The organism is Yersinia fenwicki, from assembly GCF_043099325.1.
In the GTDB taxonomy this organism is placed as follows: domain Bacteria; phylum Pseudomonadota; class Gammaproteobacteria; order Enterobacterales; family Enterobacteriaceae; genus Yersinia.
Window position 1 is genome coordinate 3,699,215 of the sequence record NZ_CP170755.1, and the last position, 23,846, is coordinate 3,723,060.

Below are 23,846 nucleotides of genomic sequence, written 5' to 3' on the forward strand. Positions count from 1 at the left end.
TTTATTGTTGTGCGTTATTTTGTGTCGAAGGGATACTCGCATTGCGTCTGGATTGGTCAGGAACCAGACGATAGAAACTTTCGCCGGGTTTAATCATACCCAGCTCGTTACGTGCGCGTTCTTCGATCGCCTCTTGACCACCGTTTAAATCATCGATTTCAGCAAATAGCTGATCGTTTCGGGCTTTAAGTTTGCCGTTATTGACCTCTTGGAGCGCCACGTCATCCTTCACCCGAACAAAATCATGAACACCATTCTTGCCCAGCCACAATGAATACTGTAGCCAGCCAAGTAAAATCAGCAATAGTAACGTAAGTTTTCCCATTCCCGCCCCCCGAAAAACGGCCTAATCATCCCACAACTTTTCGTCGGACTCCACTGTGTGACAGAAATAGGCCACAAAGCACAGATCAAGAGTCTAATCAAATAGGCTCAAAGGACGATTTTCGGCAAAAATACCACGTAAATCGACAAAATGTCATTAAATGCTAATTTTCAGCACACTTTCTCGCTGCCATTATCGATTAAGAAACTAGCAACGTTGTCCAGAGATAAACACTGTAAAAATTGATTTTGCTATTAGCTTGTGCCAATGAATAGATTAAATATGCACATTTAATATCGCCATAAATAAATAACTCCTATCATAGTTGAGTTTACGTTTATAAAAGATTATTTTTATGCAATCAGATTGCATAAATAAAAATAAGACTTTTACTTATTTCTAGCTTTTAACCGGGAGATTTACATGCTTAAACGTTTAATGTTAGTCGGGACTTGTCTGGCTGCCGTCTTGTCTGCGGGCGCTGCGATTGCTGCCGAACCGACTTATGTGGTCGGTTCCGGTGGCACTTATCGCCCATTCGAGTATGAAAATAGCCAAAAACAACTGGAAGGTTTTGATATCGATATCATTAAAGCTATCGGCAAAGCGGAAGGTTTTCAGGTCAAATTAGTGAATACGCCGTGGGAAGGTATTTTTGCCACGTTAGGCTCAGGTGATCGCGATATCATTATTTCCGGTATAACTATTACTGATAAACGCAAGCAAATGGTTGATTTCTCTGACCCTTACTTCCCAGCAGAACAAACTATTGTTGTTCCTAAAGACTCCAAAGTTGATTCTATTGCCGCATTGAAAAACCTGAATGTTGGCGTCGTGAATTCCAGCACCGGGGATATCGTGGTATCCGATGTTTTGGGGAAAAACAGCACAGCAATAAAGCGGTTTGATAATACCCCGCTGATGCTGCAAGAGTTATATGAAGACGGTATCGCCGCAGCAGTAGGTGATGTGGGCGTTGCCAAGTTCTATCTGAAAACCCATCCGGAAAAAGCCTTTGAACTGGTGGCTGATGATAAGTTTGAGCGCCAATATTTCGGCATCGCAGTAGCGAAAGGTAACGAAGAATTACGCAGCAAAATCAACAGTGGCCTGCAAAAAATCGTCGCTGACGGCACTTACGCCAAAATTTACGAAAAATGGTTTGATGCCCAGGTTCCAACCCTGCCTACAAAATAAATATCGTCTTATTTTAGCCACCGAGTAGCTGCGGTGGCACTCGTTTTATTTCACTGACCAGGTTGTTTGTCTTATGTCGGGATTTCGTTGGGAAATCATTCAGGAATACGCCCCACTGTTTATGGACGGCGCCTGGATGACAATAAAGTGCACCATTATTTGTGTCATTCTGGGAACCACCTGGGGGTTAACTCTTGGTCTGGGGCGGTTAGCACAGGCACCTCATGGTATCTGGAAGCCCATCCTGTATTACTTTGTTCAATGGCCGGTGCGTATCTATATCAGTGCCATTCGTGGAACACCGCTCTTTGTGCAGATAATGGTGGTGCACTTTGCTCTGGTGCCACTGTTTATCAATCCACGGGATGGCATTCTGGTCACTAATGGCATTATGTCCTCTGATTTTGCCCGAATGCTGCGTTCTGATTATGGCGCATTTCTATCTTGTATCGTCGCTATCACATTAAACGCCGGGGCTTATGTTTCCGAGATTTTCCGTGCAGGGATTCAATCCATTGATCGCGGTCAAATGGAAGCTTCCCGCTCACTGGGGATGAGTTATGGCAAAACCATGCGCAAGGTTATCCTGCCGCAGGCTTTTCGCCGCATGTTACCGCCGCTCGGTAACAATGCTATCGCTATTGTGAAAGATTCATCGCTGGCATCCGCGATTGGACTGGCTGACTTAGCCTATGCCGCGCGTACTGTCTCCGGTGCCTATGCAACTTATTGGGAACCCTACTTGGTCATTTCCGTAGTGTATTGGGTTATCACATTCTTACTTTCGCTGTTAGTTCGGCATATGGAAACGAGGTTCGGTAAAAGTGATTCACGTACATAACCTACAAAAACAATTTGGCGAAACCCATGTGCTGCGCGGTATTTCATGTGAAATCCAGCCAAAAGAAGTAGTTTGTATCATCGGCCCCTCTGGCTCAGGTAAAAGCACCTTTTTGCGCTGTATTAATGCACTGGAAACCTTATCGGGTGGCGAGATAACGGTGAATGGCTTTGAGATCCATAACCCAAAAACCGATCTCAACCGTATGCGCGAAAGTGTCGGCATGGTATTCCAACGTTTCAATTTGTTCCCTCATATGACGGTGTTGGAAAACCTGATTATGGCGCCCATGGATGTCAAAAAACTGCCACGTGTGCAGGCTATCGAACGGGCTGAATTGCTACTGCGTAAAGTGGGTTTGCTGGACAAAATTGATGCCTATCCCAGCAGCCTGTCAGGTGGGCAACAGCAGCGCGTCGCCATCGCCAGAGCCTTGGCGATGGAGCCTGAAATCATGCTGTTTGATGAGCCAACCTCGGCACTCGATCCGGAACTGGTGGGCGAAGTGCTGGCAGTGATGAAAGCATTGGCTCTGGAGGGAATGACTATGGTGGTGGTCACGCATGAAATGGGCTTTGCCCGTGATGTCGCTGACCGGGTGCTGTTTATTGATCAGGGCGTAATTCAGGAAGAAGGCAAACCGGAAGAGATCTTTACTGCGCCAAGCAATCCGCGTACGCAGGCGTTTCTTAGCAAAGTGCTGTCGGCGCAAGGATAAACACTACCCGAACAAACTTGTCACAAATGGAAGCGGGCTGTCACTGGGTCAAACCAAACAGCCCACTAATTGAATACTCACCAGCCGGTGAGAAATGAAAACAGCATCCAGAATAAACACACCACGGCAATGCCAGCGCCACCTACAGTAATGAGCACATTCCCGCGCGATAGCATACTCAGCGTAATCCCTATCAACACTGACACCGGCATCAAGGCTAAAAAGAACGGCCAAGTGTAGAGCAAGAAGAAGACAGTATTGGGGCCATAGACAACGAATGGGATCGCGAACGCTAGCCAATAGAAGACAAAGCCTGTAACGCCACCGAGAAAGGAGTAGGACGGCTCCTCCCGTTCCCGTTGTTCGTCGATAGTAATTTGGGTGATATTCAGCATAGAAATCCTGTGGGTACAGTTTACCACCGGCACACTCTAAGGGCGTTTTACCAGCAGCTATAAGTATCTATACCCAAAATAATTCGAGTTGCAGGAAGACGGCAATTGAGCAAATCCCGATGAGCTTACTCAAGTAAGTGATTCGGGTGATCGAAAGCAGCCAACGCACATGCAGCTTGAAGTATGACGGGTATATATCAGGATTTGATAATAGCTCGACCACGCAGTACGTCTAACAATTGTTCAATCAAATTTGTTACTAATTGTTCACCCCGCAAATGAATATCGGGATGCTCAGGAAATTCGTAAATAGAGTCAATGCCAGTGAAGTTTTTTAGCTCACCGGCACGGGCTTTTTTATACAATCCTTTCGGGTCACGCGCTTCGCAAATCGCCAACGGTGTATCGACAAACACCTCAATAAACTGGCCTGATGCCAGCATATCCCGCACCATTTTACGCTCTGCCCGATGAGGAGAGATAAACGCCGTTAACACCACCAGACCGGCATCCACCATCAATTTAGCCACTTCCCCAACCCGACGAATATTCTCGCGTCGGTCAGCATCAGAAAAGCCTAAATCGCGACATAAACCGTGGCGCACGTTGTCGCCATCAAGTAAGTAAGTGCTGACACCGCGAGCGAACAGTGCCTGCTCCAGCGCACCGGCAACCGTAGATTTACCGGAACCAGACAAACCGGTAAACCACAGCACCACACCCTGATGCCCATGCTGTTGCTCACGATCTTCTCGGGTCACCGCATGAGGATGCCAGACAACATTTTCGTCGACTGGTGCGCCTTCCCGCTCATTTATACCCACATAATTAGTCTGATCGGCGTGCACGTTATTTCCCCCCTAACAGGTCACGCGCGCCCCAATGTGGGAAGTGGCGGCGAACCAGCGCGTTCAGCTCCAGTTCAAAGATACTGAACTCAGTATTTTCCTGATAAACCGACTCTACTGTTTCACGGATCAACCCAGCCCCCACGGTGACATTACTTAACCTGTCGATGAAGATCATACCGCCGGTATCGCGATTGCGTTGATAGCTGTCCAGCATCAGCGGCTCATCAAACGCCAGTTCAACCAAACCAATCCCATTCAGTGGCAGGCTTTCAACCACCCGCTGGGTCAGCGAGTTGATTTCAACCTGATACTGAATATTTTCAACTCGCGCACGGGTCTTTTTCCCGGCGATTTTGATGTCATAACTTTGCCCGGCCACCAATGGCTGTTCCGCCATCCATACCACATCAACCAGCGCGTTTTGCGCCGCTTTCAGGGTTTCACTGGCATCAACCAATAAATCACCACGGCTGATATCTACTTCATCGGTCAGCACCAGCGTGATAGCTTCACCAGGGCCAGCCTGAGTTAAGTCACCATCAAAAGTGACAATGCGCGCGACAGTGGATTCCACTCCTGAGGGCAACACTTTGATTTTTTGCCCAACCCGCACAATACCGGCAGATAAGGTGCCAGCATAACCGCGAAAATCCAGATTTGGCCGGTTAACATATTGCACTGGGAAACGCAGCGGCTGCTGACGACTGGCATTAACTACATCAACAGTTTCCAGCACTTCAAGCAGCGTCGGGCCAGAATACCAATTCATCTTCTCACTGGGAGAGGCCACATTGTCGCCATCCAGCGCGGATAGCGGGACAAATTTAATATCCAGATCAGTGGGAAGTTGTTGGGCAAAACTCAGGTAATCTTGTTTAAATTGCTCGAAAACACTTTCCTGATAATCGACTAAATCCATCTTATTCACGGCCACCACCAAGTGGCGGATACCCAGTAATGTGGCGATAAAGCTGTGACGGCGAGTTTGGTCCAAAACCCCTTTACGGGCATCTATCAGCAAAATGGCTAAATCACAGGTTGAAGCACCGGTCGCCATATTGCGCGTGTATTGCTCATGCCCAGGGGTATCGGCAATGATAAATTTGCGCTGTTCAGTCGAGAAGTAACGATAAGCCACATCAATAGTAATGCCCTGCTCACGCTCTGCCTGCAAGCCATCCACCAACAATGCCAGATCCAGTTTTTCGCCTTGAGTACCAATACGCTTGCTGTCAGTGTGCAGCGTAGTGAGCTGATCTTCGTAGATTTGGCGAGTATCATGCAATAAACGGCCAATTAGCGTACTTTTGCCATCATCCACGCTGCCGCAAGTCAAAAAACGCAGCATGGTTTTGTGCTGTTGGGCATGCAGGTAAGCCTCCACCCCACCTTCGTTAGCGATTTGCTGGGCGATGGAGGTGTTTTGTAAAATCATTGATTTACTGTCTAAAATCGACTGTTTTTCTGCCACTGATTGGCCTTGAAATTTGGTGTTCATCGGGCGCTCCTCAGAAATATCCCTGACGCTTTTTAAGCTCCATGGAGCCGGATTGATCGCGGTCGATCATACGACCCTGACGTTCGCTGGTGGTCGAGATAAGCATCTCTTCGATAATGGCTGGCAAGGTTTGCGCCTCGGACTCCACCGCACCGGTCAGTGGCCAGCAACCTAAAGTGCGAAAACGCACCATCTTCTGAGTAATCACTTCGCCCGGCTGCAAATCAATGCGATCGTCGTCCACCATCAGTAACATCCCATCGCGCTCCACCACTGGCCGTGGTTTCGCCAAATACAACGGCACAATGTCGATTTTTTCCAGGAAGATATATTGCCAAATATCCAGCTCAGTCCAGTTAGACAGCGGGAAAACGCGGATACTTTCACCTTTGTTAATCTGGCCGTTGTAGTTATGCCACAGCTCCGGGCGTTGGTTTTTCGGATCCCAGCGATGGAAACGGTCGCGAAACGAATAGATACGTTCTTTGGCGCGAGATTTCTCTTCATCCCGCCGCGCACCACCAAAAGCGGCATCAAAGCCGTATTTGTTCAGCGCTTGTTTAAGGCCTTCCGTTTTCATGATATCGGTGTGTTTGGCACTGCCGTGAACAAATGGGTTAATCCCCATAGCCACCCCTTCCGGATTGCGGTGCACCAGCAACTCACAGCCAAACGCTTTGGCCGTACGGTCACGGAACTCATACATTTCACGGAATTTCCAGCCGGTATCCACATGCAATAATGGGAATGGCAAGTTACCGGGGAAGAATGCCTTACGCGCTAAATGCAGCATCACGGAAGAGTCTTTACCGATGGAATAGAGCATCACCGGGTTACCGAATTCGGCGGCCACTTCACGGATGATATGGATACTCTCCGCCTCCAATTGCCGCAAATGAGTGAGTCGTTTTTCGTCCATAACAGATCCTTTATGCCAAATTCACGACTGATGGGCTGATGGCCTGTTCAGTCTGAGGTTGTTGCCCAAACCAGGCAATTTGGTGATGTAAATCCACCACTTCGCCGATAACCAACAGTACGGGTGTTGGGGCCTGATGTGCTAATGACTCCAACTCGGCCAATGTGCCCGTCAGGACTTGTTGATCAGCACGAGTGCCCCGACCAATCACTGCCACTGGCGTGGTGCTGGCCCGGCCGTGGGCGATTAATTGTTGGCTGATTTCAGCCGCTTTCACTGTGCCCATGTAAATCGCCAACGTCTGGCGGCCACGGGCCAGCGCCTGCCAATCCACATCATCACTATCAGCGCGGCAATGCCCGGTAATGAATGTCACGCTTTGTGCGTAGTCACGATGAGTCAGAGGAATACCCGCATAGGCTGTCGCCCCGCTAGCGGCTGTCACCCCGGGCACGATGTGAAAGGGTATTCCCGCACGCGCCACAACTTGCAGCTCTTCGCCACCACGGCCAAAGATAAAAGGATCGCCCCCTTTTAGCCGAACCACTCGTTTGCCGCGCTGCGCTAAGGTGACTAATAATTGATTGGTTTCTTCTTGGGCTACCGAGTGCGACCCCGCTCGCTTACCAACACAAATACGTTGCGCATCACGGCGAACTAAATCCAGCACTTCTGGGCTAACTAAATGGTCATACAGCACCACATCAGCCTGCTGAATAACTTGCAGACCGCGTAAGGTCAACAAACCGGGATCACCTGGGCCAGCCCCCACCAAAGCGACTTCTCCCTGATTGCGGTTCTGCCCCTCCAATGATAATTGCAACTCTTCTTCAGCCTGTACTAACTGACCACGGCTGATCAAGCTGGCGAAACGGCCACTGAAAGCATTTTCCCAGAAGCGGCGGCGTTCCCCCATTGAAGCAATGTGCTGTTTAACCCGACCGCGCCAACGCCCGGCGACAGCAGCCATATCGCCCAAGCTGCTGGGTAACAAGGCTTCCAACTTCTCACGCAATATACGCGCCAGTACCGGTGCCTGACCGGCGGAGGAAATCGCCACCACCAGCGGAGATCGATCGACAATTGACGGGAAGATAAATGAACAACGGGGTTGGTCATCAACCACATTCGCCAGAAGATGCCGTTTATCTGCTGCCGCGAAAACTGCTGCATTCAGCGCTGTATCATTGGTGGCGGCAATCACCAAAAACACCTCATTCAACTGCTCGGGTAAGAAGTCTAATGCCAGCCAGTGAATGCGACCGTCCTGATGAAGTTGCTCGAGTTCGGATGAGAGAGTCTGTGCCACTACCCGCACCTGTGCACCCGCGCGCTGGAGTAAGTCAATTTTTCGCGCAGCAACTTCACCGCCACCAACGACCAGTACCGGACGTTGTTTCAAGTCGGCAAAAAGAGGTAGATAGTCCACAGCATCCTTCAATTACATAATAAGCATATACGTAGGGTGACTATAGGGGGGGGTTATGTCCTTATGAAATGACTAAAAGTAATTACAAGTTCCATAATGATATATAGGCGTGATAGTAAGGTTCCCAGCGATGTCTCTCAGATTATCACTGTGAGCAATTTTCTCATCTGCTGACATAAATATCTGTACTTTAGGAGCCATACGGATTGTCTATTACACACGACACTCCCATACTAATGACGTTATCTATGCCAACAGGTATAGCGCAGACTATAAACAAGGATATTTCGGTATGCTTTCCCGTCGTTGCCTGAAGTGGGCACTCTTTACGCTGAGTTTAACGACCGTCCTGCCACTTCAGGCAGCGACATCTCCCACCACCGGTCAAATAGCTGAACAACAAATTCGCCATATCAGTACCTACTTTCCTGGCCGCATGGCAGGCAGCCCTGCTGAATTACTGGCAGCTGAGTATATTAATCATCGTTTTCAGCAGATGGGCTATCAGAGTAATTTACGTGGCTTCAATACCCGTTATCTCTACACCAGTAAGAATGGCAAGCAAAGCTGGCGAAATGTCAGTGCGACCTCGGTCATTGCTGCCCGCAACGCATCGACCAATAAAGAAGATGATCAAAAACAGATAATCATCATGGCGCACTTTGATACTTACACCCCGCAAAGTGATAAAGATTTAGATAAAAATCTGGGCGGTCTGACCTTACAAGGTGTTGATGACAATGCCGCGGGTGTCGGAGTGATGCTGGAACTGGCGGAGCGCCTCAAAAAAACGTCACTGCACTATGATGTGCGTTTTGTCGCGCTCAGTGCCGAGGAAATTGGCGCGCAAGGCACTGAAAATTATCTACAACGAATGAGTCCAATAGAGAAAACCAATACATTACTGGTCATCAATTTAGATAACCTGATCACTGGCGATCGCCTCTACTTTAATGCCAGTAACCAACCCTCGGCTCAAGCTGCCAGAGATCAGGCACTGACGCTGGCACGCCACGATGGCATTACAGCTTCCACCGTAAAAGATAAAGTGACTTCACCATGTCGGGTAGAGAAGGATTCATTTGATTCTACAGGAATACCGGTGTTATTCGTCGAGACCAGCAACTACACATTGGGCAATAAAGATGGCTGCCAACAACGAGCTATCAGTAAGCATTTCCCACAGGGAACCACTCGTCATCAAAGCCAACTGGATAACTTAAATTATCTGGATAAATTCTTACCGGGCCGAATCACCAAACGTACGCACGATACCGTACAGATATTGCTGCCACTGATACAAGAATTAGCTGCCGCTAAAAAATAGTTTCCACTATGCGAAACACCACGCAAAACAAGTAAAAAAACCAATTAATTCAAATCAAAGGCGATCAGTACGGTCGCCCTTTTCCGTGTTTTCAGCGTATAACTTTTGGTAGGTATGATACCTATAAATAATTGACTCAATCTTGCTGGTGGGTATGATACCTACCAGCACTCACCAGGAGGTCACATGGAGAGTGGCGAATTAATAAAGCAATTGCAGGATGCGGGCTGGCAAATCAGAGGAGGTAAAAAAACCAATGGTGGGAGCCATATCACTCTATGTAAACCAGGTATCCGTAAAATTATTACGCTCCCTCATCCACGCAAAGAGTTATCCAAAGGCATGCTGCGACAAGCCCAGCAGATTTCCGGGATTAAATTGATTTAAGCTACGCGGTATACCCTAAATAGTTCAAGTTGCAAATCCCCAAGAACTTACACAAGTAAGTGGCTGGGATAATCAATGCAGCTTGCTGCCAGACGGGTATAAACAGCTTGGGGAGTTAACCATGATCTACCCTATTTTTATCTTCAGTACTGTAGAAGGATTCGACGGCTATTTTCCCGATATTGATGGCTGCTTCTTTGCCGGTAACACCTTTGCGGAGATTAGTCAGAATGCTGAAGAAGCCTTTGCCACTCATATTGAGGCACTAATGGATGAAGGTTTTCCATTACCAACGCCTCCCAAAGATCCACAACGGTATATCAATGATCCGCGTTTAAAAGAAGACGGCGGCATTTTGGGATTTGTCGAGATCGATCCGGCCAAGTATGAAAGTAAGGCAATAAAATTTAATCTGACGATGTCGCAGAATCTACTCACTGCGATTGATAAGTTTATTGCCACCCACCGTGTTTATAAGAATCGTAGCCAGTTTCTGGCCGAGTTGGCGCGTGAGCGAATTGCTCGTTAGTGGCCACTAAAAGAAAGGGCGCGATTAGCGCTCTCAGGCTGCTGACAAACCCCAACAACTCGATCTTGCAAGGTGAAGGCAGGTAGAAGAGTAAAGCGTCCACGCCAAGGATGACCCGGATCGAGCCTCCAGGGATGGATTGACGGCGTCTTTACGATCTGCCTATTTTCACCGAGACGGGCACTTTGTCATTAAGCTCAGGACGCAATTAGCGCCCTATTCTCAATCTGTCACGATCAGCCTTCATGCAAACCACATTCACGTTTTAGGCCGAAGAAACGCGTCTCTTCTTCACTCATTCCCGGTTCCCATTTACGGGTGGTATGGGTATCACCAACAGAGAGATAGCCCTGCTCCCACAGTGGGTGGTAGCTCAAGCCATGTTGGGTCAAATACTGATAAACCTGGCGGTTATCCCAATCAATGATAGGAAGCAACTTGAAGACCCCGCGCGCAATTGCCAAAACGGGTAGTTTTGCACGACTCCCCGATTGTTCACGGCGCAGGCCTGCAAACCAGGTTTGAGCACCTAAGGTGTCCAGTGCGCGATTCATTGGCTCAACTTTATTCAGATCATTGTAGTGCTCAATCCCCTCAACACCCTGCTCCCACAGTTTGCCATAGCGAGCTTCTTGCCAGGCAGGGCTTTGCTGCGCCCGAAACACCTGCAAATTGAGCTGAAGTTTTTCGGTGAGAGAGTCAATAAACTGATAGGTCTCTGGGAACAGATAACCTGTATCAGTGAGAATCACCGGAATATCCGGCTGCTGGCGGGTCACCAGATGCAAGCAAACTGCAGCCTGAATACCAAAGCTGGAAGAAAGCACAAACTCACCGGGTAGATTTTCCAACGCCCAGCTGACGCGCTCCTGTGCAGTGAGATGCTCCAATTTCCCATTAACCAACGCCAATGCCGCCGCTTGTTCCGCTTTCGGGAGCGCATTAAGTTCATTGAGATTAAATTGACTCATACCGCCTCCTGGACATCATAAAAGTCGCGGGCTGAATCTATCACCGGAGCAATAACACCGACGCGAATAACAAAATCACCGAAACCTTCATCAGTATGACGTTCCTTCGCCCAGCGCCCGACCAATTGATCGGTAATGACCAGAATTTCATCTTCGGTAATGTTTTCACGATACATCCGCGGTATTCGCGTACCTTCTCGATTGCCGCCCAGATGCAGGTTATATCGGCCAACCGCTTTCCCTACCAGTCCCATCTCCGCCAATAAAGCGCGGCCACAGCCATTCGGACAACCGGTGACTCGCATCACAATATGCTCATCAGGCAGACCGTGCTGTTGCAAAATACCTTCAATACGGGTAACAAATTCCGGCAGGAAGCGTTCCGCTTCGGCCATCGCCAATGGGCAAGTGGGGAACGAAACACAAGCCATTGAATTTTCACGCTGCGGGCTGACACTGTCATCCATCAGGCCATGTTCACGGGCCAATGCTTCAATGCGTGCTTTGTCTTTTTCCGGCACCCCCGCCACAATCAAGTTCTGGTTAGCGGTTAAACGGAAATCGCCCTGATGAATTTTGGCAATTTCCGCCACCCCGGTTTTCAGACTGCGACCTGGGTAATCCAGCAAACGACCATTTTCGATAAATAAGGTCAGATGCCACTTTTTATCTATACCTTTCACCCAACCGATGCGATCGCCACGGCCAGTAAATTGATAAGGTTTGATGGCTCCGAAACTCACACCGGCGCGCTTTTCAACTTCGGCTTTAAACACATCAACACCGACGCGCTCTAGCGTATATTTGGTTTTGGCATTCTTGCGATCACTACGGTTACCCCAATCACGCTGGGTTGTCACTACCGCTTCGGCGATAGCTAAAGTGTGTTGTAGCGGGATATAGCCAAACTCACTGGCTTTACGTGGGTAAGTATTCTTATCACCGTGGGCAATAGATAATCCACCGCCTACCAGCACGTTAAAGCCGATTAACTTGCCCTTCTCCGCCACAGCGACAAAGTTAAGGTCATTGGCATGGAGATCCACATCATTTTGCGGCGGAATAACTACCGTAGTTTTAAATTTGCGTGGCAAATAAGTGGCACCGAGGATCGGTTCTTCATCAGTGGTCGCGACTTTTTCTGCATCCAGCCAGATTTCAGCATAAGCGCGGGTGCGCGGCAGTAAATGTTCAGAAATCTTCTTCGCCCATTCATAAGCCTCCTGATGGAGCACTGATTCCACTGGGTTCGAGGTGCACAGCACGTTACGGTTAACATCGTTTGCCGTCGCCAATGCATCCAAACCTAATTGATTGAGCAACTGGTGAGCCGGTTTCACATTCCCTTTCAAAATGCCATGAAACTGGAATGTCTGGCGGTTAGTGATACGGATACTGCCATATAAGGTATTATCCGCAGCAAACTTATCAATACCCAACCACTGTTGCGGGGTGATGATTCCACCGGGTAAACGGCAGCGCAACATCATAGCGTGACGTGGCTCCAGCTTCTGTTCAGCGCGCTCGGCACGGATATCACGGTCATCTTGTTGATACATGCCGTGAAAACGGATCAGCAAGAAGTTATCGCCGTTGAACCCACCGGTCAGCCCGTCATTCAAATCTTCTGCAATCGTCCCGCGTAGGAAGTTGCTTTGCGACTTCATGCGCTCGCCGTCGGAGAGCTTACCGGTTACCACCAGTGGCCCTGGGTGTTTCTCATTCATCAGTACACATCCCGCTGATAACGGCGCGCCAGGCGCAGCTCACTTAAATATTCATCAGCCTGCTCAGCATCCATCGCGCCGTGCAGACCCACCACGTCCAGTAAAACCTGCTCAACGTCTTTCGCCATGCGATTAGCATCGCCGCAGACGTAAATGTGGGCATCTTGTTGGATCCAATCCCACAGTTCTGCACCTTGTTCGCGCAGTTTGTCTTGTACATATATTTTATGAGCTTGATCGCGCGACCATGCCAGATCAATACGAGTCAGCAAGCCATCTTTAACATAGCGTTGCCATTCGACCTGATAGAGAAAATCTTCAGTAAAATGCGGGTTGCCGAAAAGTAACCAGTTCTTGCCCGTAGCACCATCGGCTTCGCGCTGCTGCATAAACGCACGGAAGGGAGCAATACCGGTTCCTGGCCCAATCATTATCACTGGCGTTTCTGGGTTAGCGGGTAAACGGAAGTTATCGTTATGTTCGATAAAGATACGAATATCACCATCCACTTCCAGCCGATCCGCCAGATAACCCGATGCACCACCAGTACGTGGCCGACCATCGATGTCATAGCGCACCACACCGACGGTAATATGCACTTCATTCTCGGTTTCAGCCTGTGAGGAGGCGATAGAATAGAGGCGGGGGGTTAGTGGCCGTAACAGCGCAACCAGTTGATCGGCATTCAAGTCTGAAGGGGCCTGACGAACCATATCAACAATTGGGGTATTCTTCGCATAATGTTGCAGCGCGGGTTTATCCGCCAGCAAAGCAATCAATTTTTCATCACGGGAAAGTGCTGCGTATTTATCGACGATCAGGGTGGTATTTTGTGTCAGTTCAAGCTGGCTACGCAGTGCTTGCGACAGCGATATATTCTGCCCATCAATACTGACCTGCTCATCGCCTTTAAGCCATAATAACGCCAACAACTCTTCGACCAATGCCGGATCATTATCAAACCAGACACCGAGAGCATCGCCGGGCTGATAGCGCAGCCCGGAGTCCCCTAAATCAATTTCAATATGGCGTACATCTTTCTCTGAATTGCGGCCCGTCACTTTTTGCTGCACAGATAACTGTGCGGTCAGTGGCGCAGCCTTGCTGTATGGGCTGGAGGTGATTTCATCAACAACGCCGCTTTGTGTTACTGCTACCGCAGCCGCTGATTGCGCAGGCGCTCTTGCCTGCAATGCCGCCACAATCTGTTGACGCCACAGCTGTGCGGATTCTTGATATTCCACATCAGCATCGACTCTGTCCAATAACCGCTGCGCACCCAACTCAGCCAATTTGTTGTCGAAATCTTTGCCTGCCTGACAAAAATGCGCGTATGAGGTATCGCCTAAACCAAATACCGCAAAGGCAGTTTCTGGCAATTTAGGCGCTTTTTTAGAGAATAGGAACTTATGCAGGGCAACAGCCTCTTCGGCTGGCTCACCTTCACCTTGAGTGGAGGCCACAATCACCAGCAAACGTTCTTGCGCTATCTGCTTAAATTTATAATCAACGGCGTTAACCAGATTGACGTTCAGCTTGGCAGCCAAAAGATCATCGCGTAACTGTTCGGCTATACGCCGCGCATTACCGGTTTGAGAGGCAGAAATCAGGGTAATAGTTATCGCCGCAGGGGCCGCTACAGCAGGAGCAACAACCGCACCGGGTTGCTGATTAACCATGCCCCAAAAGTAGCCAGATAACCATGCCATTTGGGTTGGGGAAAACTCACCCACCGCCGCCTGCAAGCGGGCTAACTGCTCCGGCGATAGCGGAAGTAAAGAACTAGGAGGAACCTGAGTCGTCATTGCAGTACTAATTCCCTTAAGCTATAGCCAGTGCCAGCTGATATATTCAGCAAATAAATCTTGATGTTTGTAAGGTTAACCATCCGGATAATAACAATTAAAGAAGCAATAGAAATAATAAATAACCAAAACGACTAAGCGGTTTTTCAGGTAATAGATATAAGTTAAAGTGTTCAACTTATTAGGAAATTCGTTTCCTCTGAAATTGCGCCACAGATTGAGTTCGTCTGTATATAAATCAGTAAGCTACGCTGTAGATAAGCACAACGCGTCAGCCTCGGGAGGCCACATCGCTAGCGCATTCATAGCCAGCATCGATGCTTTCCGGTACTATGCGGCGGTTTTTTGAGTTAATAAGGTCAGAATGATGAGCACCACCCTATTTAAAGATTTTCAGTTTGAAGCAGCCCACTTGTTGCCCCATGTACCAGAGGGCCACAAATGTGGTCGTTTGCACGGCCATTCATTTATGATCCGTATCGAGGTCACAGGTGAAGTTGATGCTCACTCCGGCTGGGTGATGGATTTTGCTGAGCTCAAAGCAGCGTTTAAACCGATTTGGGAACGTTTGGATCATCACTATCTAAATGACATTCCCGGCCTGGAAAATCCGACCAGTGAAGTGCTGGCCAGTTGGATTTGGCAACAGCTTAAACCGCAATTACCAGAACTGAGCGCCGTCATGGTAAAAGAGACTTGTTCTGCGGGTTGTGTTTTTCGCGGTGAATAAATCGTAACGAGCAAAATTGATTTATCAGGGCGCTACCACGCCCTGCCTATCAAGCTATATTTAAATACTTATGTGTCTGCATCGACAACCGCCAGTTCTTAGCTATACAGGTTTCAATACAGAGTTTGGTAGCCTCATCTTTCTGGCTGATGGGCTGTAATGCAATAATCCGCTTTTTATCATCCGTCAGTGTTTCCAGCAGATGCTCAAGTGCTTCGATATCCCGTACACGCCCCACCGGATGCTTAATTTCATCTGCGCGCTGTAATGCCTGAGGCAACACTTTCAGTCCACCACGCATATTCACTTTTGGCGAAACGGTGACCCAAGTGGCGGCGGAACACTGCACCTCATGAGTACCGCTGGTTTCAATCTGGCAACTGTAACCGGCCTGTTCCAACTGAGACGTTAAAGGGAACAAGTCGTAAATAGCGGGTTCACCGCCGGTTATGACTACATGGCGAGCGGTATACCCCTGCTGAGAGAAAATATCCAATAATTGCTGTTCACTAGCGGTTGCCCAGGCATCACTTTCCGCAGTTTTTACCATGATACGCTGCATATCGACTTCCCGATCGGCCTCTTTTTCCCAGGTATGTTTGGTATCGCACCAGCTACAACCGACTGGGCAGCCCTGCAAACGCACGAAAATCGCCGGTACGCCGGTGAAGTAACCCTCGCCCTGCAAGGTCTGGAACATTTCATTAATCGGGTACTGCATCAGTATCTCTATCGTCATTCAAACCAATGGGCGATTATCGCAGATTCCATAGCTGTGACCAAACTGGTAACACCGTCGCTACCAGTTTGTTTGTATCAGACAGTTACTCAATCACTCCACAAGCCATTCGCGCACCGCCACCGCCCAGAGGCATTGGATGGTCGGCATAATTATCCCCGCCAGCATGGATCATCAAAGCATGCTGCTTCAGTTCAGAGAGTGATTTCAGCCGTGGAGCCAATACCTGATAAGTGGCAGTCCCATCGGCATTCACCACCAGTCCAGGTAGATCGCCTAAATGCCCTTTATTATTGTAAGGCCCGAGATGAGCAGCAGTTTTTTGTGGGTCAAAGTGTCCGCCAGCAGTCAGTGCGGGCACCGCTTTACCGTTTTTCTGTCCCGCTGCACAACTTGGATTTTCATGCAGATGGAAACCATGAATACCCGCTACCAGCCCAGTCAGGTTAGGTGTAAACAATAAACCATAAGGAGTTTCGGTTACTGTCACGGTACCCAAAGCTTTACCATTGCCTTCCGATAGCACTTCATTCATGGTCACAGTAATATCCGCAGCTAGCACGCTACCAGTCAAAAAGATCGCGGGTAAAAGTAGGTATTTCAGTTTCATCAGTTATCTTCCTTTATGCATTATTGTCGAGTCATTCGGGTACTCATTAATCATAACGGGTGATGAATTATCTGCACGGCGGTGGTGTTTGAGATGTGAGTCCGGTGAAAGGTTCCGGTGAGATTCAGATTAATCTTGCGGAGTAAGTTAGCGATAATAGTCTTTAAAAACTAACTGCATAAAAAAACCCGCCGAAGCGGGTTTTATCAATCAACTTTTATAGAAGATTAAGCGCAGTAATTACTGGCCTTTTACTTCTTTCAAACCGTTGAATGGTGCGCGGTCGCCCAGCGCTTCTTCGATACGGATCAGTTGGTTGTATTTAGCAACACGGTCAGAGCGGCTCATAGAACCGGTTTTGATCTGGCCTGCTGCGGTACCTACTGCCAGGTCGGCAATGGTAGCATCTTCGGTTTCGCCTGAACGGTGAGAGATAACCGCGGTGTAACCTGCATCTTTCGCCATCTTGATAGCAGCCAGAGTTTCGGTCAAAGAACCGATCTGGTTAAATTTAATCAGGATAGAGTTAGCAACACCTTTCTCGATACCTTCTTTCAGGATCTTGGTGTTGGTTACAAACAGGTCGTCACCAACCAACTGGATTTTGTCACCCAGAACTTCGGTCTGGTATTTGAAGCCAGCCCAGTCAGATTCGTCCAGACCGTCTTCGATAGAAACGATTGGGTACTGTTTAGTCAGGTCTTCCAGGAAGTGAGTGAACTCTTCAGAAGTGAAAGCTTTGTTGCCTTCTCCAGCCAGAACATATTTGCCATCTTTATAGAATTCAGATGCAGCACAGTCCATCGCCAAAGTAACGTCTTTGCCTAACTCGTAACCAGCCTGTTTTACCGCTTCAGCGATAACAGCCAGTGCTTCGGCATTAGAACCCAGGTTTGGCGCGTAGCCACCTTCGTCGCCTACCGCAGTGCTCATGCCTTTAGCTTTCAAAACTTTAGCCAAAGTATGGAACACTTCAGAACCAATGCGAACGGCTTCTTTCAGAGTTTTAGCGCCAACTGGCTGAATCATAAACTCTTGAATATCAACGTTGTTATCAGCATGCTCGCCGCCGTTGATGATGTTCATCATAGGCAGTGGCATAGAGAATTTGCCTGGGGTGCCATTCAGTTCAGCAATGTGTTCATACAAAGGCATGCCTTTAGATGCTGCTGCTGCTTTCGCTGCCGCCAGAGAAACAGCCAGGATGGCGTTAGCACCAAACTGGGATTTGTTCTCAGTACCGTCCAGATCGATCATGATTTTATCGATATTAGCCTGATCTTTGGCATCTTTACCGATAACTGCCTGAGCAATTGGGCCATTTACTGCTGCAACGGCTTTCAGAACGCCTTTGCCCAGGAAACGGGATTTGTCACCGTCACGCAATTCCAGTGCTTCACGGGAACCAGTAGAAGCACCTGATGGTGCCGCAGCCAAACCAACAAAACCGCCTTCCAGATGAACTTCGGCTTCTACAGTTGGGTTACCACGGGAGTCGATAATTTCGCGACCGATGACTTTAACGATTTTGGACATTAGATTTTCCTCAGTACAAGTTAAACTAAAACTCCAGACAGAGGGGGCGACATCGCTGCCGCCCCTTCTACCAAATATTTTATTTCACCTGGCGCTTCTGATACTCACCAGCCGCTTTCACAAAGCCAGCAAACAACGGGTGACCATCACGTGGCGTCGAAGTAAATTCAGGATGGAACTGACAAGCCACAAACCACGGATGATTTGGCAGCTCGATAATCTCCACCAGTTTGTTATCCGCAGAACGCCCTGCTACACGTAACCCGGCGGCTTCAATCTGCTTCAACAACATGTTGTTTACTTCATAGCGATGACGATGCCGCTCAACGATGGTCGGTTCGCCATACATCTGACGAACCAGGCTACCTTCAGTCAGGTGACATTGCTGCCCACCCACACGCATGGTACCGCCTAAATCGCTCTCTTCCGTGCGGACTTCAACGTTGCCGTCTTCATCACGCCATTCGGTGATTAATGCAACCACCGGATACTTACAGTCTGGCACAAATTCTGTGGAGTTCGCGTTTTCCATTCCCGCTACATTGCGGGCAAACTCCATCAGTGCAACCTGCATACCCAAGCAAATGCCCAGATAAGGAATATTGTGTTCACGGGCATAACGTGCCGCCAGAACCTTGCCTTCCACACCACGGTAGCCGAAGCCGCCTGGGATGAGGATCGCGTCTAATCCTTTCAGCATCTCTTCGCCGCGCGTCTCAACATCCTGTGAATCAATCAGCTTGATATTTACCGTCAGGCGATTTTTCAGCCCGCCGTGCTTCAAGGCTTCAATCACAGATTTATAGGCATCCGGCAATTCTACGTATTTGCCGATCATCCCAATGGTCACTTCGCCACCTGGATTCGACTCTTCGTATAATACCTGTTCCCATTCTGCGAGATTTGCTTCAGGACAAGTTAAGCTGAATCGTTTACAAATATAATCGTCAAGGCCCTGTGATTTCAATAGCCCTGGAATTTTATAAATGGAATCAACATCTTTTAGGGAGATAACCGCTTTCTCTGGCACATTGCAGAACAAGGCAATTTTAGCCCGTTCATTAGCAGGAACTGCGCGGTCAGAGCGGCAAATCAGCACATCTGGCTGAATACCGATAGAAAGCAGCTCTTTTACCGAATGTTGCGTTGGCTTAGTTTTCACTTCACCAGCAGCTGCCAGATAAGGAACCAATGTCAGGTGCATATAAAGTGTATGCTCGCGGCCAACATCAACCGCCATCTGACGAATAGCTTCCAGGAATGGCAAGGATTCGATATCACCTACGGTGCCACCAATTTCAACCAATACCACATCGTGACCTTCGCCGCCTTCGATGATACGTTCTTTGATTGCATTGGTGATATGAGGAATAACCTGGATAGTCGCACCCAGATAGTCGCCGCGACGCTCTTTGCGCAGAACTTCAGAGTAGATACGGCCAGTAGTGAAGTTGTTACGGCGGGTCATTTTAGTACGGATGAAGCGCTCGTAATGCCCTAAATCCAGATCGGTTTCAGCACCATCTTCGGTGACAAAAACTTCCCCGTGTTGTGTCGGGCTCATGGTGCCCGGATCCACGTTGATATACGGGTCCAGTTTCATGATGGTAACGTTGAGGCCACGGGCTTCAAGTATAGCCGCCAGAGAGGCTGCGGCAATGCCTTTACCCAGAGAGGATACGACCCCGCCGGTCACAAAAATATAATTAGTTGTCATGCTGAACCTGAGAGTTTAGGTTTAAAGACGATGGAAGAACCAAGACGGGAAAGTAGTATACCCGAACCTTGGTTTCGCTACAAACTATCTCCGCACCAGTGGCCGTTTTCGCCGTTTTTTCTGTGCGGAACATCGCCCTGCTATCCGTTATAATTCAATATATTAACGTAATTAAAATTCAACAACCATCCATCAAATGAATTAAAACACCTTACATTTCAGTTTCTTGCTTTTTAACTTGCTGCCAGGCAGATTCCATTTCATCCAGTGTCGCGCTCTCCATAGTCTTACCTGACGCCGTAACTATTTGTTCTACCTGGCGAAAACGACGTTCAAACTTACGATTTGCCGCCTGTAAGGCATTTTCAGCTTTATGGCCTAAATGGCGAGATAAGTTGACGGTGGCAAACAGTAAATCACCAATTTCCTCACCCAACTTCTCTTCATCCACCACCGCTTGGCGAGCTTCAAACATCACTTCATCGATCTCTTCGTAGACTTTATCCAGCACCGGCCCGAGAGTATCCCAATCAAAACCGACTGATGCGCAACGTTTCTGGATTTTATGCGCTTTCATCAGCGCGGGCAGCGCGTCAGGGATATCATCTAATGCCGAATATAAGGCCTTCTCCGCCCTTTCCTCGGCTTTACGCGACTCCCACCCTGCCAATGCAGTGTCACTGCTAATTATAGCGTCTGAAACGTTGTGCGGCGCATCAGGGAACACATGTGGATGACGACGTACCAACTTATCGGAGATGGCATGACAAACATCATCGAACGCAAATAGCCCTTGCTCCTGCCCCATCTGCGCATAAAACACCACTTGAAACAGCAAATCTCCCAATTCATCACGAAGATCGTCGAAATCCTTACGCTGAATCGCGTCAAGCACCTCATAGGTTTCTTCTAATGTATAAGGCGCGATAGTGTCAAAGGTCTGCTTACGATCCCACGGGCAACCATGTTCCGGATCACGCAAAGTACGCATAATATCCAGCAAACGTTGTAGCGCTAAAGCGGTGGTACCAGGGGAAGTTACTGATTGGGTCATCTGAATTTATTCACTTTTTTTAAAAAAATTTGAGGCGTAGCGAGCGCAGGCAGATTGATTGCGGCCAGCGCACAGCCCCCGGAATGTACACCTGATCTTATAAAAACCGGTACATGAGGAGGGCGAGCACTGCCCAATATCAATATGCCAAAGCGCAGTAGCCGTTTATACCCTTCTCCCTTAAAGTCGCAGGGTTGTTAGCGGCGCTCACGCACCCGAATCACTTACCTGAGTAAGTTCATCGGGATTTGTTTGCTTGCCGCCTACCTGCAACTCCAATGGCTTTGGGTATAGATAATTTCAATTGCCGTGTAACCGACGGGCGTCAATAACATCCGGCAACTGATTCAACTTGGCCAACACTCTACCCAGCACCTGTAAATTGTAGATCTCGATATCCATATCGATGGTTGCTACCATCTTTTTGATATCGCTACGGCTGGCAACCCCCAGTACGTTGACCTTTTCGTTCGCCAAAATGGTGGTGATATCACGCAGCAAGCCACTACGATCATTGGCGGTAACCCGCACCACCAGCGAATAGCCACTGGAATAGCTTTCTCCCCAGACCGCATCGACAATCCGCTCAGGTGCATGGGATTGCAATTCAGCTAGCTGCTCGCAATCAGCGCGGTGAATGGATATCCCCCGCCCTTGCGTGATAAAGCCAATAATTTCATCACCTGGAATAGGCTGGCAGCAGCGCGCAATATGGTGCATCAGGTTGCCGACACCTTCTACGACAATACGCCCGCTGTCTTTGCTGGCATTGCGTGGCGGCGCCTGAATTTTATTATTCAGATGGCGTAATGCCTCTAAATCCGCCTCTTCCGCAGTGGGTTTATTCAGTTTCCCTTGCAGGAAGTTAACCATCTGATTCAGACGGATATCACCACCGCCAATAGCCGCCAACACTTCATCCATAGAATTCATGTTATAGCGCGGTACCAGCAGCTTCTCCGCCTCTTTCAGGCTGATATCCAGATGCTCTAGTTCGTCATCCAACATCTGCCGACCTGCAAGAATATTCTTGTCTCTATCTTGTTTTCTGAACCAGTTATGAATCTTGGAACGACCACGGCTGGTGGTCACATAGCCGAGATTCGGATTCAACCAGTCCCGACTCGGGTTAGGTTGTTTCTGGGTGATAATTTCAATCTGATCGCCCATTTGTAACTGGTAAGTAAACGGCACAATTCGGCCACTGATCTTAGCCCCAATACAGCGGTGACCCACATCGCTATGAATATGGTAAGCGAAGTCCAGCGGTGTCGAACCCGCGGGCAAATCAATGACATCACCTTTCGGTGTAAACACATATACCCGATCGTCAAACACCTGACTACGTACTTCATCCAGCATTTCACCGGAATCAGCCATCTCTTCCTGCCACGCAATCAATTTACGCAACCAGGCAATCCGCCCTTCGTAACCGGAACGACCAGCGGCCACAGCACCTTCTTTATACTTCCAGTGCGCAGCAACGCCCAGTTCAGCATCTTCATGCATCTGACGGGTACGAATTTGAATTTCCAGTGTTTTACCACGCGGCCCCAACACTACGGTGTGGATCGACTGATAGCCATTGGGTTTTGGGTTAGCAACGTAATCATCAAATTCATCAGGCAAATGGCGGAAATGGGTATGGACAATACCGAGTGCGGCATAGCAATCCTGCAAACGCTCGACCACCACGCGCACAGCTCGCACATCAAACAGTTCATCGAAGGCCAGCGACTTCTTCTGCATTTTGCGCCAGATACTGTAGATATGCTTGGGGCGACCATAAATGTCGGCTTTGATCCCTTCATCTGCCATAGCTTTGCGCAATGTGGCTACAAAGTCATCAATGAATTGCTCACGATCGATACGGCGCTCGTGGAGCAATTTGGCGATTTGCTTATATTCATCTGGATGCAAATAGCGGAAGCAGAAGTCTTCTAACTCCCACTTGATCTGGCCGATACCCAAACGGTTAGCCAGTGGCGCATAGATATTGGAACACTCTTTGGCCGCCAGCACGCGCTCGTCTTCCGGTGCATCCTTCACTTCGCGCAAATGAGCAATACGCTCGGCCAGTTTGATGACCACACAGCGGAAATCTTCCACCATCGCCAATAACATACGGCGCACATTATCCACTTGCTCAGAGCTCATGGAGTCATTATGGGTCGCTTTCAGCTGGCGGATGGCATCCATATCGCGCACACCGTGCACCAGATAAGTAATACCTTTACCGAATTGTTCGGTCAGCGTAGCTTCATCCACCACATTGGCGTCCACCAGCGGGAACAGTAGCGCCGCGCGCATACTGTCATTATCCATGCTAAGAGTGGAAAGAATTTCAACCATTTCAAGGCCGCGCCACAGTAACAATGAGGCATCGGGATGGTTTTGCGTCTGCTGCTCACAATACCGCCAGGTTTCGGCCAGGCGTTCACCTGACTGCGGATTAGGAAGCCCCAAACTGGCGATCCAATCGTCGAGAGCAAACTCGCCCGCTGGATTCAAATGTGCACTTCGTACCGCAACCATAACTTC

General features: G+C 48.8%; 22 protein-coding genes. 7 read left to right on the forward strand and 15 right to left on the reverse strand.

Annotation, left to right across the window (positions count from 1 at the left end):
- Window position 1 precedes the first annotated feature (1 nt).
- Complete coding sequence (gene ftsB, locus ACF3VQ_RS16895; RefSeq protein ID WP_005167289.1) at window positions 2-325, reverse strand: cell division protein FtsB; 324 nt, start codon at window positions 323-325, stop codon at window positions 2-4.
- A gap of 423 nt (window positions 326-748) precedes the next feature.
- Between ftsB and ACF3VQ_RS16900 the strand changes: the two genes are divergently transcribed.
- The 3 genes from ACF3VQ_RS16900 to ACF3VQ_RS16910 all read left to right on the forward strand — a co-directional run bounded on the left by ACF3VQ_RS16900 (window position 749) and on the right by ACF3VQ_RS16910 (window position 3,081).
- Complete coding sequence (locus ACF3VQ_RS16900; RefSeq protein WP_392432235.1) at window positions 749-1,522, forward strand: basic amino acid ABC transporter substrate-binding protein; 774 nt, start codon at window positions 749-751, stop codon at window positions 1,520-1,522.
- A 73-nt stretch (window positions 1,523-1,595) separates the two neighbouring features.
- Entirely contained in the window at window positions 1,596-2,363 is a 768-nt protein-coding gene (locus ACF3VQ_RS16905; protein WP_019080445.1) for an amino acid ABC transporter permease, read from the forward strand.
- Entirely contained in the window at window positions 2,347-3,081 is a 735-nt protein-coding gene (locus ACF3VQ_RS16910) for an amino acid ABC transporter ATP-binding protein (RefSeq protein WP_019080446.1), read from the forward strand. The genes ACF3VQ_RS16905 and ACF3VQ_RS16910 overlap by 17 nt, the downstream gene beginning before the upstream one ends.
- A 77-nt stretch (window positions 3,082-3,158) precedes the next feature.
- On the opposite strand, the gene ACF3VQ_RS16915 is transcribed toward ACF3VQ_RS16910, so the two are convergent.
- From ACF3VQ_RS16915 to cysG, 5 genes are all read right to left on the reverse strand, one after another.
- A complete protein-coding gene (locus ACF3VQ_RS16915) occupies window positions 3,159-3,476 on the reverse strand; it encodes a DUF3561 family protein (protein WP_392432236.1) in 318 nt (105 codons plus the stop codon).
- Window positions 3,477-3,673: 197 nt separating this feature from the next.
- A complete protein-coding gene (gene cysC, locus ACF3VQ_RS16920; protein WP_392432237.1) occupies window positions 3,674-4,324 on the reverse strand; it encodes an adenylyl-sulfate kinase in 651 nt (216 codons plus the stop codon).
- 1 nt (window position 4,325) lies between these two features.
- The gene (gene cysN, locus ACF3VQ_RS16925) at window positions 4,326-5,825 is read right to left on the reverse strand and encodes a sulfate adenylyltransferase subunit CysN (RefSeq protein ID WP_392432238.1); all 1,500 of its coding nucleotides are present in this window, start codon (window positions 5,823-5,825) and stop codon (window positions 4,326-4,328) included.
- A 10-nt stretch (window positions 5,826-5,835) separates the two neighbouring features.
- On the reverse strand, window positions 5,836-6,744 hold the full coding sequence (gene cysD, locus ACF3VQ_RS16930) for a sulfate adenylyltransferase subunit CysD (RefSeq protein WP_019083933.1): 909 nt from the start codon (window positions 6,742-6,744) through the stop codon (window positions 5,836-5,838).
- 10 nt (window positions 6,745-6,754) lie between these two features.
- Window positions 6,755-8,173: a siroheme synthase CysG gene (cysG, locus tag ACF3VQ_RS16935; RefSeq protein WP_392432239.1), complete on the reverse strand. Its 1,419-nt coding sequence runs from the start codon at window positions 8,171-8,173 to the stop codon at window positions 6,755-6,757.
- Between the two features lie 292 nt (window positions 8,174-8,465).
- On the opposite strand from cysG, the gene ACF3VQ_RS16940 reads away from it, so the two are divergent.
- The 3 genes from ACF3VQ_RS16940 (at window position 8,466) to ACF3VQ_RS16950 (ending at window position 10,416) form a co-directional block, all read left to right on the forward strand.
- Window positions 8,466-9,500, forward strand: a complete 1,035-nt coding sequence (locus tag ACF3VQ_RS16940; protein WP_392432240.1) for an aminopeptidase — start codon at window positions 8,466-8,468, stop codon at window positions 9,498-9,500.
- Window positions 9,501-9,686: 186 nt separating this feature from the next.
- Window positions 9,687-9,887 carry a type II toxin-antitoxin system HicA family toxin gene (locus ACF3VQ_RS16945; RefSeq protein ID WP_392432241.1) on the forward strand — a complete coding sequence of 67 codons (201 nt, stop codon included), beginning with the start codon at window positions 9,687-9,689 and terminating at the stop codon, window positions 9,885-9,887.
- Window positions 9,888-10,008: 121 nt separating this feature from the next.
- Window positions 10,009-10,416, forward strand: a complete 408-nt coding sequence (locus ACF3VQ_RS16950) for a type II toxin-antitoxin system HicB family antitoxin (protein ID WP_392432242.1) — start codon at window positions 10,009-10,011, stop codon at window positions 10,414-10,416.
- A 236-nt stretch (window positions 10,417-10,652) separates the two neighbouring features.
- On the opposite strand, the gene ACF3VQ_RS16955 is transcribed toward ACF3VQ_RS16950, so the two are convergent.
- The 3 genes from ACF3VQ_RS16955 to cysJ are packed head-to-tail and all read right to left on the reverse strand — an operon-like array spanning window position 10,653 to window position 14,919.
- Window positions 10,653-11,387, reverse strand: a complete 735-nt coding sequence (locus ACF3VQ_RS16955; RefSeq protein ID WP_392432243.1) for a phosphoadenylyl-sulfate reductase — start codon at window positions 11,385-11,387, stop codon at window positions 10,653-10,655.
- On the reverse strand, window positions 11,384-13,114 hold the full coding sequence (gene cysI, locus ACF3VQ_RS16960; protein ID WP_392432244.1) for an assimilatory sulfite reductase (NADPH) hemoprotein subunit: 1,731 nt from the start codon (window positions 13,112-13,114) through the stop codon (window positions 11,384-11,386). The genes ACF3VQ_RS16955 and cysI overlap by 4 nt, the downstream gene beginning before the upstream one ends.
- Window positions 13,114-14,919 carry an NADPH-dependent assimilatory sulfite reductase flavoprotein subunit gene (gene cysJ, locus ACF3VQ_RS16965; protein WP_392432245.1) on the reverse strand — a complete coding sequence of 602 codons (1,806 nt, stop codon included), beginning with the start codon at window positions 14,917-14,919 and terminating at the stop codon, window positions 13,114-13,116. Before cysJ ends, cysI begins: the two co-directional genes overlap by 1 nt.
- A gap of 367 nt (window positions 14,920-15,286) precedes the next feature.
- On the opposite strand from cysJ, the gene queD reads away from it, so the two are divergent.
- The gene (gene queD / locus ACF3VQ_RS16970) at window positions 15,287-15,649 is read left to right on the forward strand and encodes a 6-carboxytetrahydropterin synthase QueD (RefSeq protein ID WP_392435662.1); all 363 of its coding nucleotides are present in this window, start codon (window positions 15,287-15,289) and stop codon (window positions 15,647-15,649) included.
- A gap of 49 nt (window positions 15,650-15,698) precedes the next feature.
- Here queD and queE read toward each other — a convergent pair whose 3' ends face one another.
- The 6 genes from queE to relA form a co-directional block, all read right to left on the reverse strand.
- A complete protein-coding gene (gene queE / locus ACF3VQ_RS16975) occupies window positions 15,699-16,370 on the reverse strand; it encodes a 7-carboxy-7-deazaguanine synthase QueE (RefSeq protein WP_392432246.1) in 672 nt (223 codons plus the stop codon).
- Window positions 16,371-16,473: 103 nt separating this feature from the next.
- Window positions 16,474-16,998 carry a superoxide dismutase [Cu-Zn] SodC gene (gene sodC, locus ACF3VQ_RS16980; protein ID WP_392432247.1) on the reverse strand — a complete coding sequence of 175 codons (525 nt, stop codon included), beginning with the start codon at window positions 16,996-16,998 and terminating at the stop codon, window positions 16,474-16,476.
- A gap of 240 nt (window positions 16,999-17,238) precedes the next feature.
- Window positions 17,239-18,534, reverse strand: a complete 1,296-nt coding sequence (gene eno / locus ACF3VQ_RS16985) for a phosphopyruvate hydratase (protein WP_005164105.1) — start codon at window positions 18,532-18,534, stop codon at window positions 17,239-17,241.
- A gap of 79 nt (window positions 18,535-18,613) precedes the next feature.
- Window positions 18,614-20,251, reverse strand: coding sequence for a glutamine hydrolyzing CTP synthase (pyrG, locus tag ACF3VQ_RS16990; RefSeq protein WP_005167247.1), 1,638 nt, complete (start codon window positions 20,249-20,251; stop codon window positions 18,614-18,616).
- Window positions 20,252-20,462: 211 nt separating this feature from the next.
- Window positions 20,463-21,305 (reverse strand): nucleoside triphosphate pyrophosphohydrolase, encoded by an 843-nt coding sequence (gene mazG / locus ACF3VQ_RS16995; protein ID WP_392432248.1) that lies wholly within the window; start codon window positions 21,303-21,305, stop codon window positions 20,463-20,465.
- A gap of 300 nt (window positions 21,306-21,605) precedes the next feature.
- Window positions 21,606-23,840 (reverse strand): GTP diphosphokinase, encoded by a 2,235-nt coding sequence (relA, locus tag ACF3VQ_RS17000; RefSeq protein WP_392432249.1) that lies wholly within the window; start codon window positions 23,838-23,840, stop codon window positions 21,606-21,608.
- Window positions 23,841-23,846 lie beyond the last annotated feature (6 nt).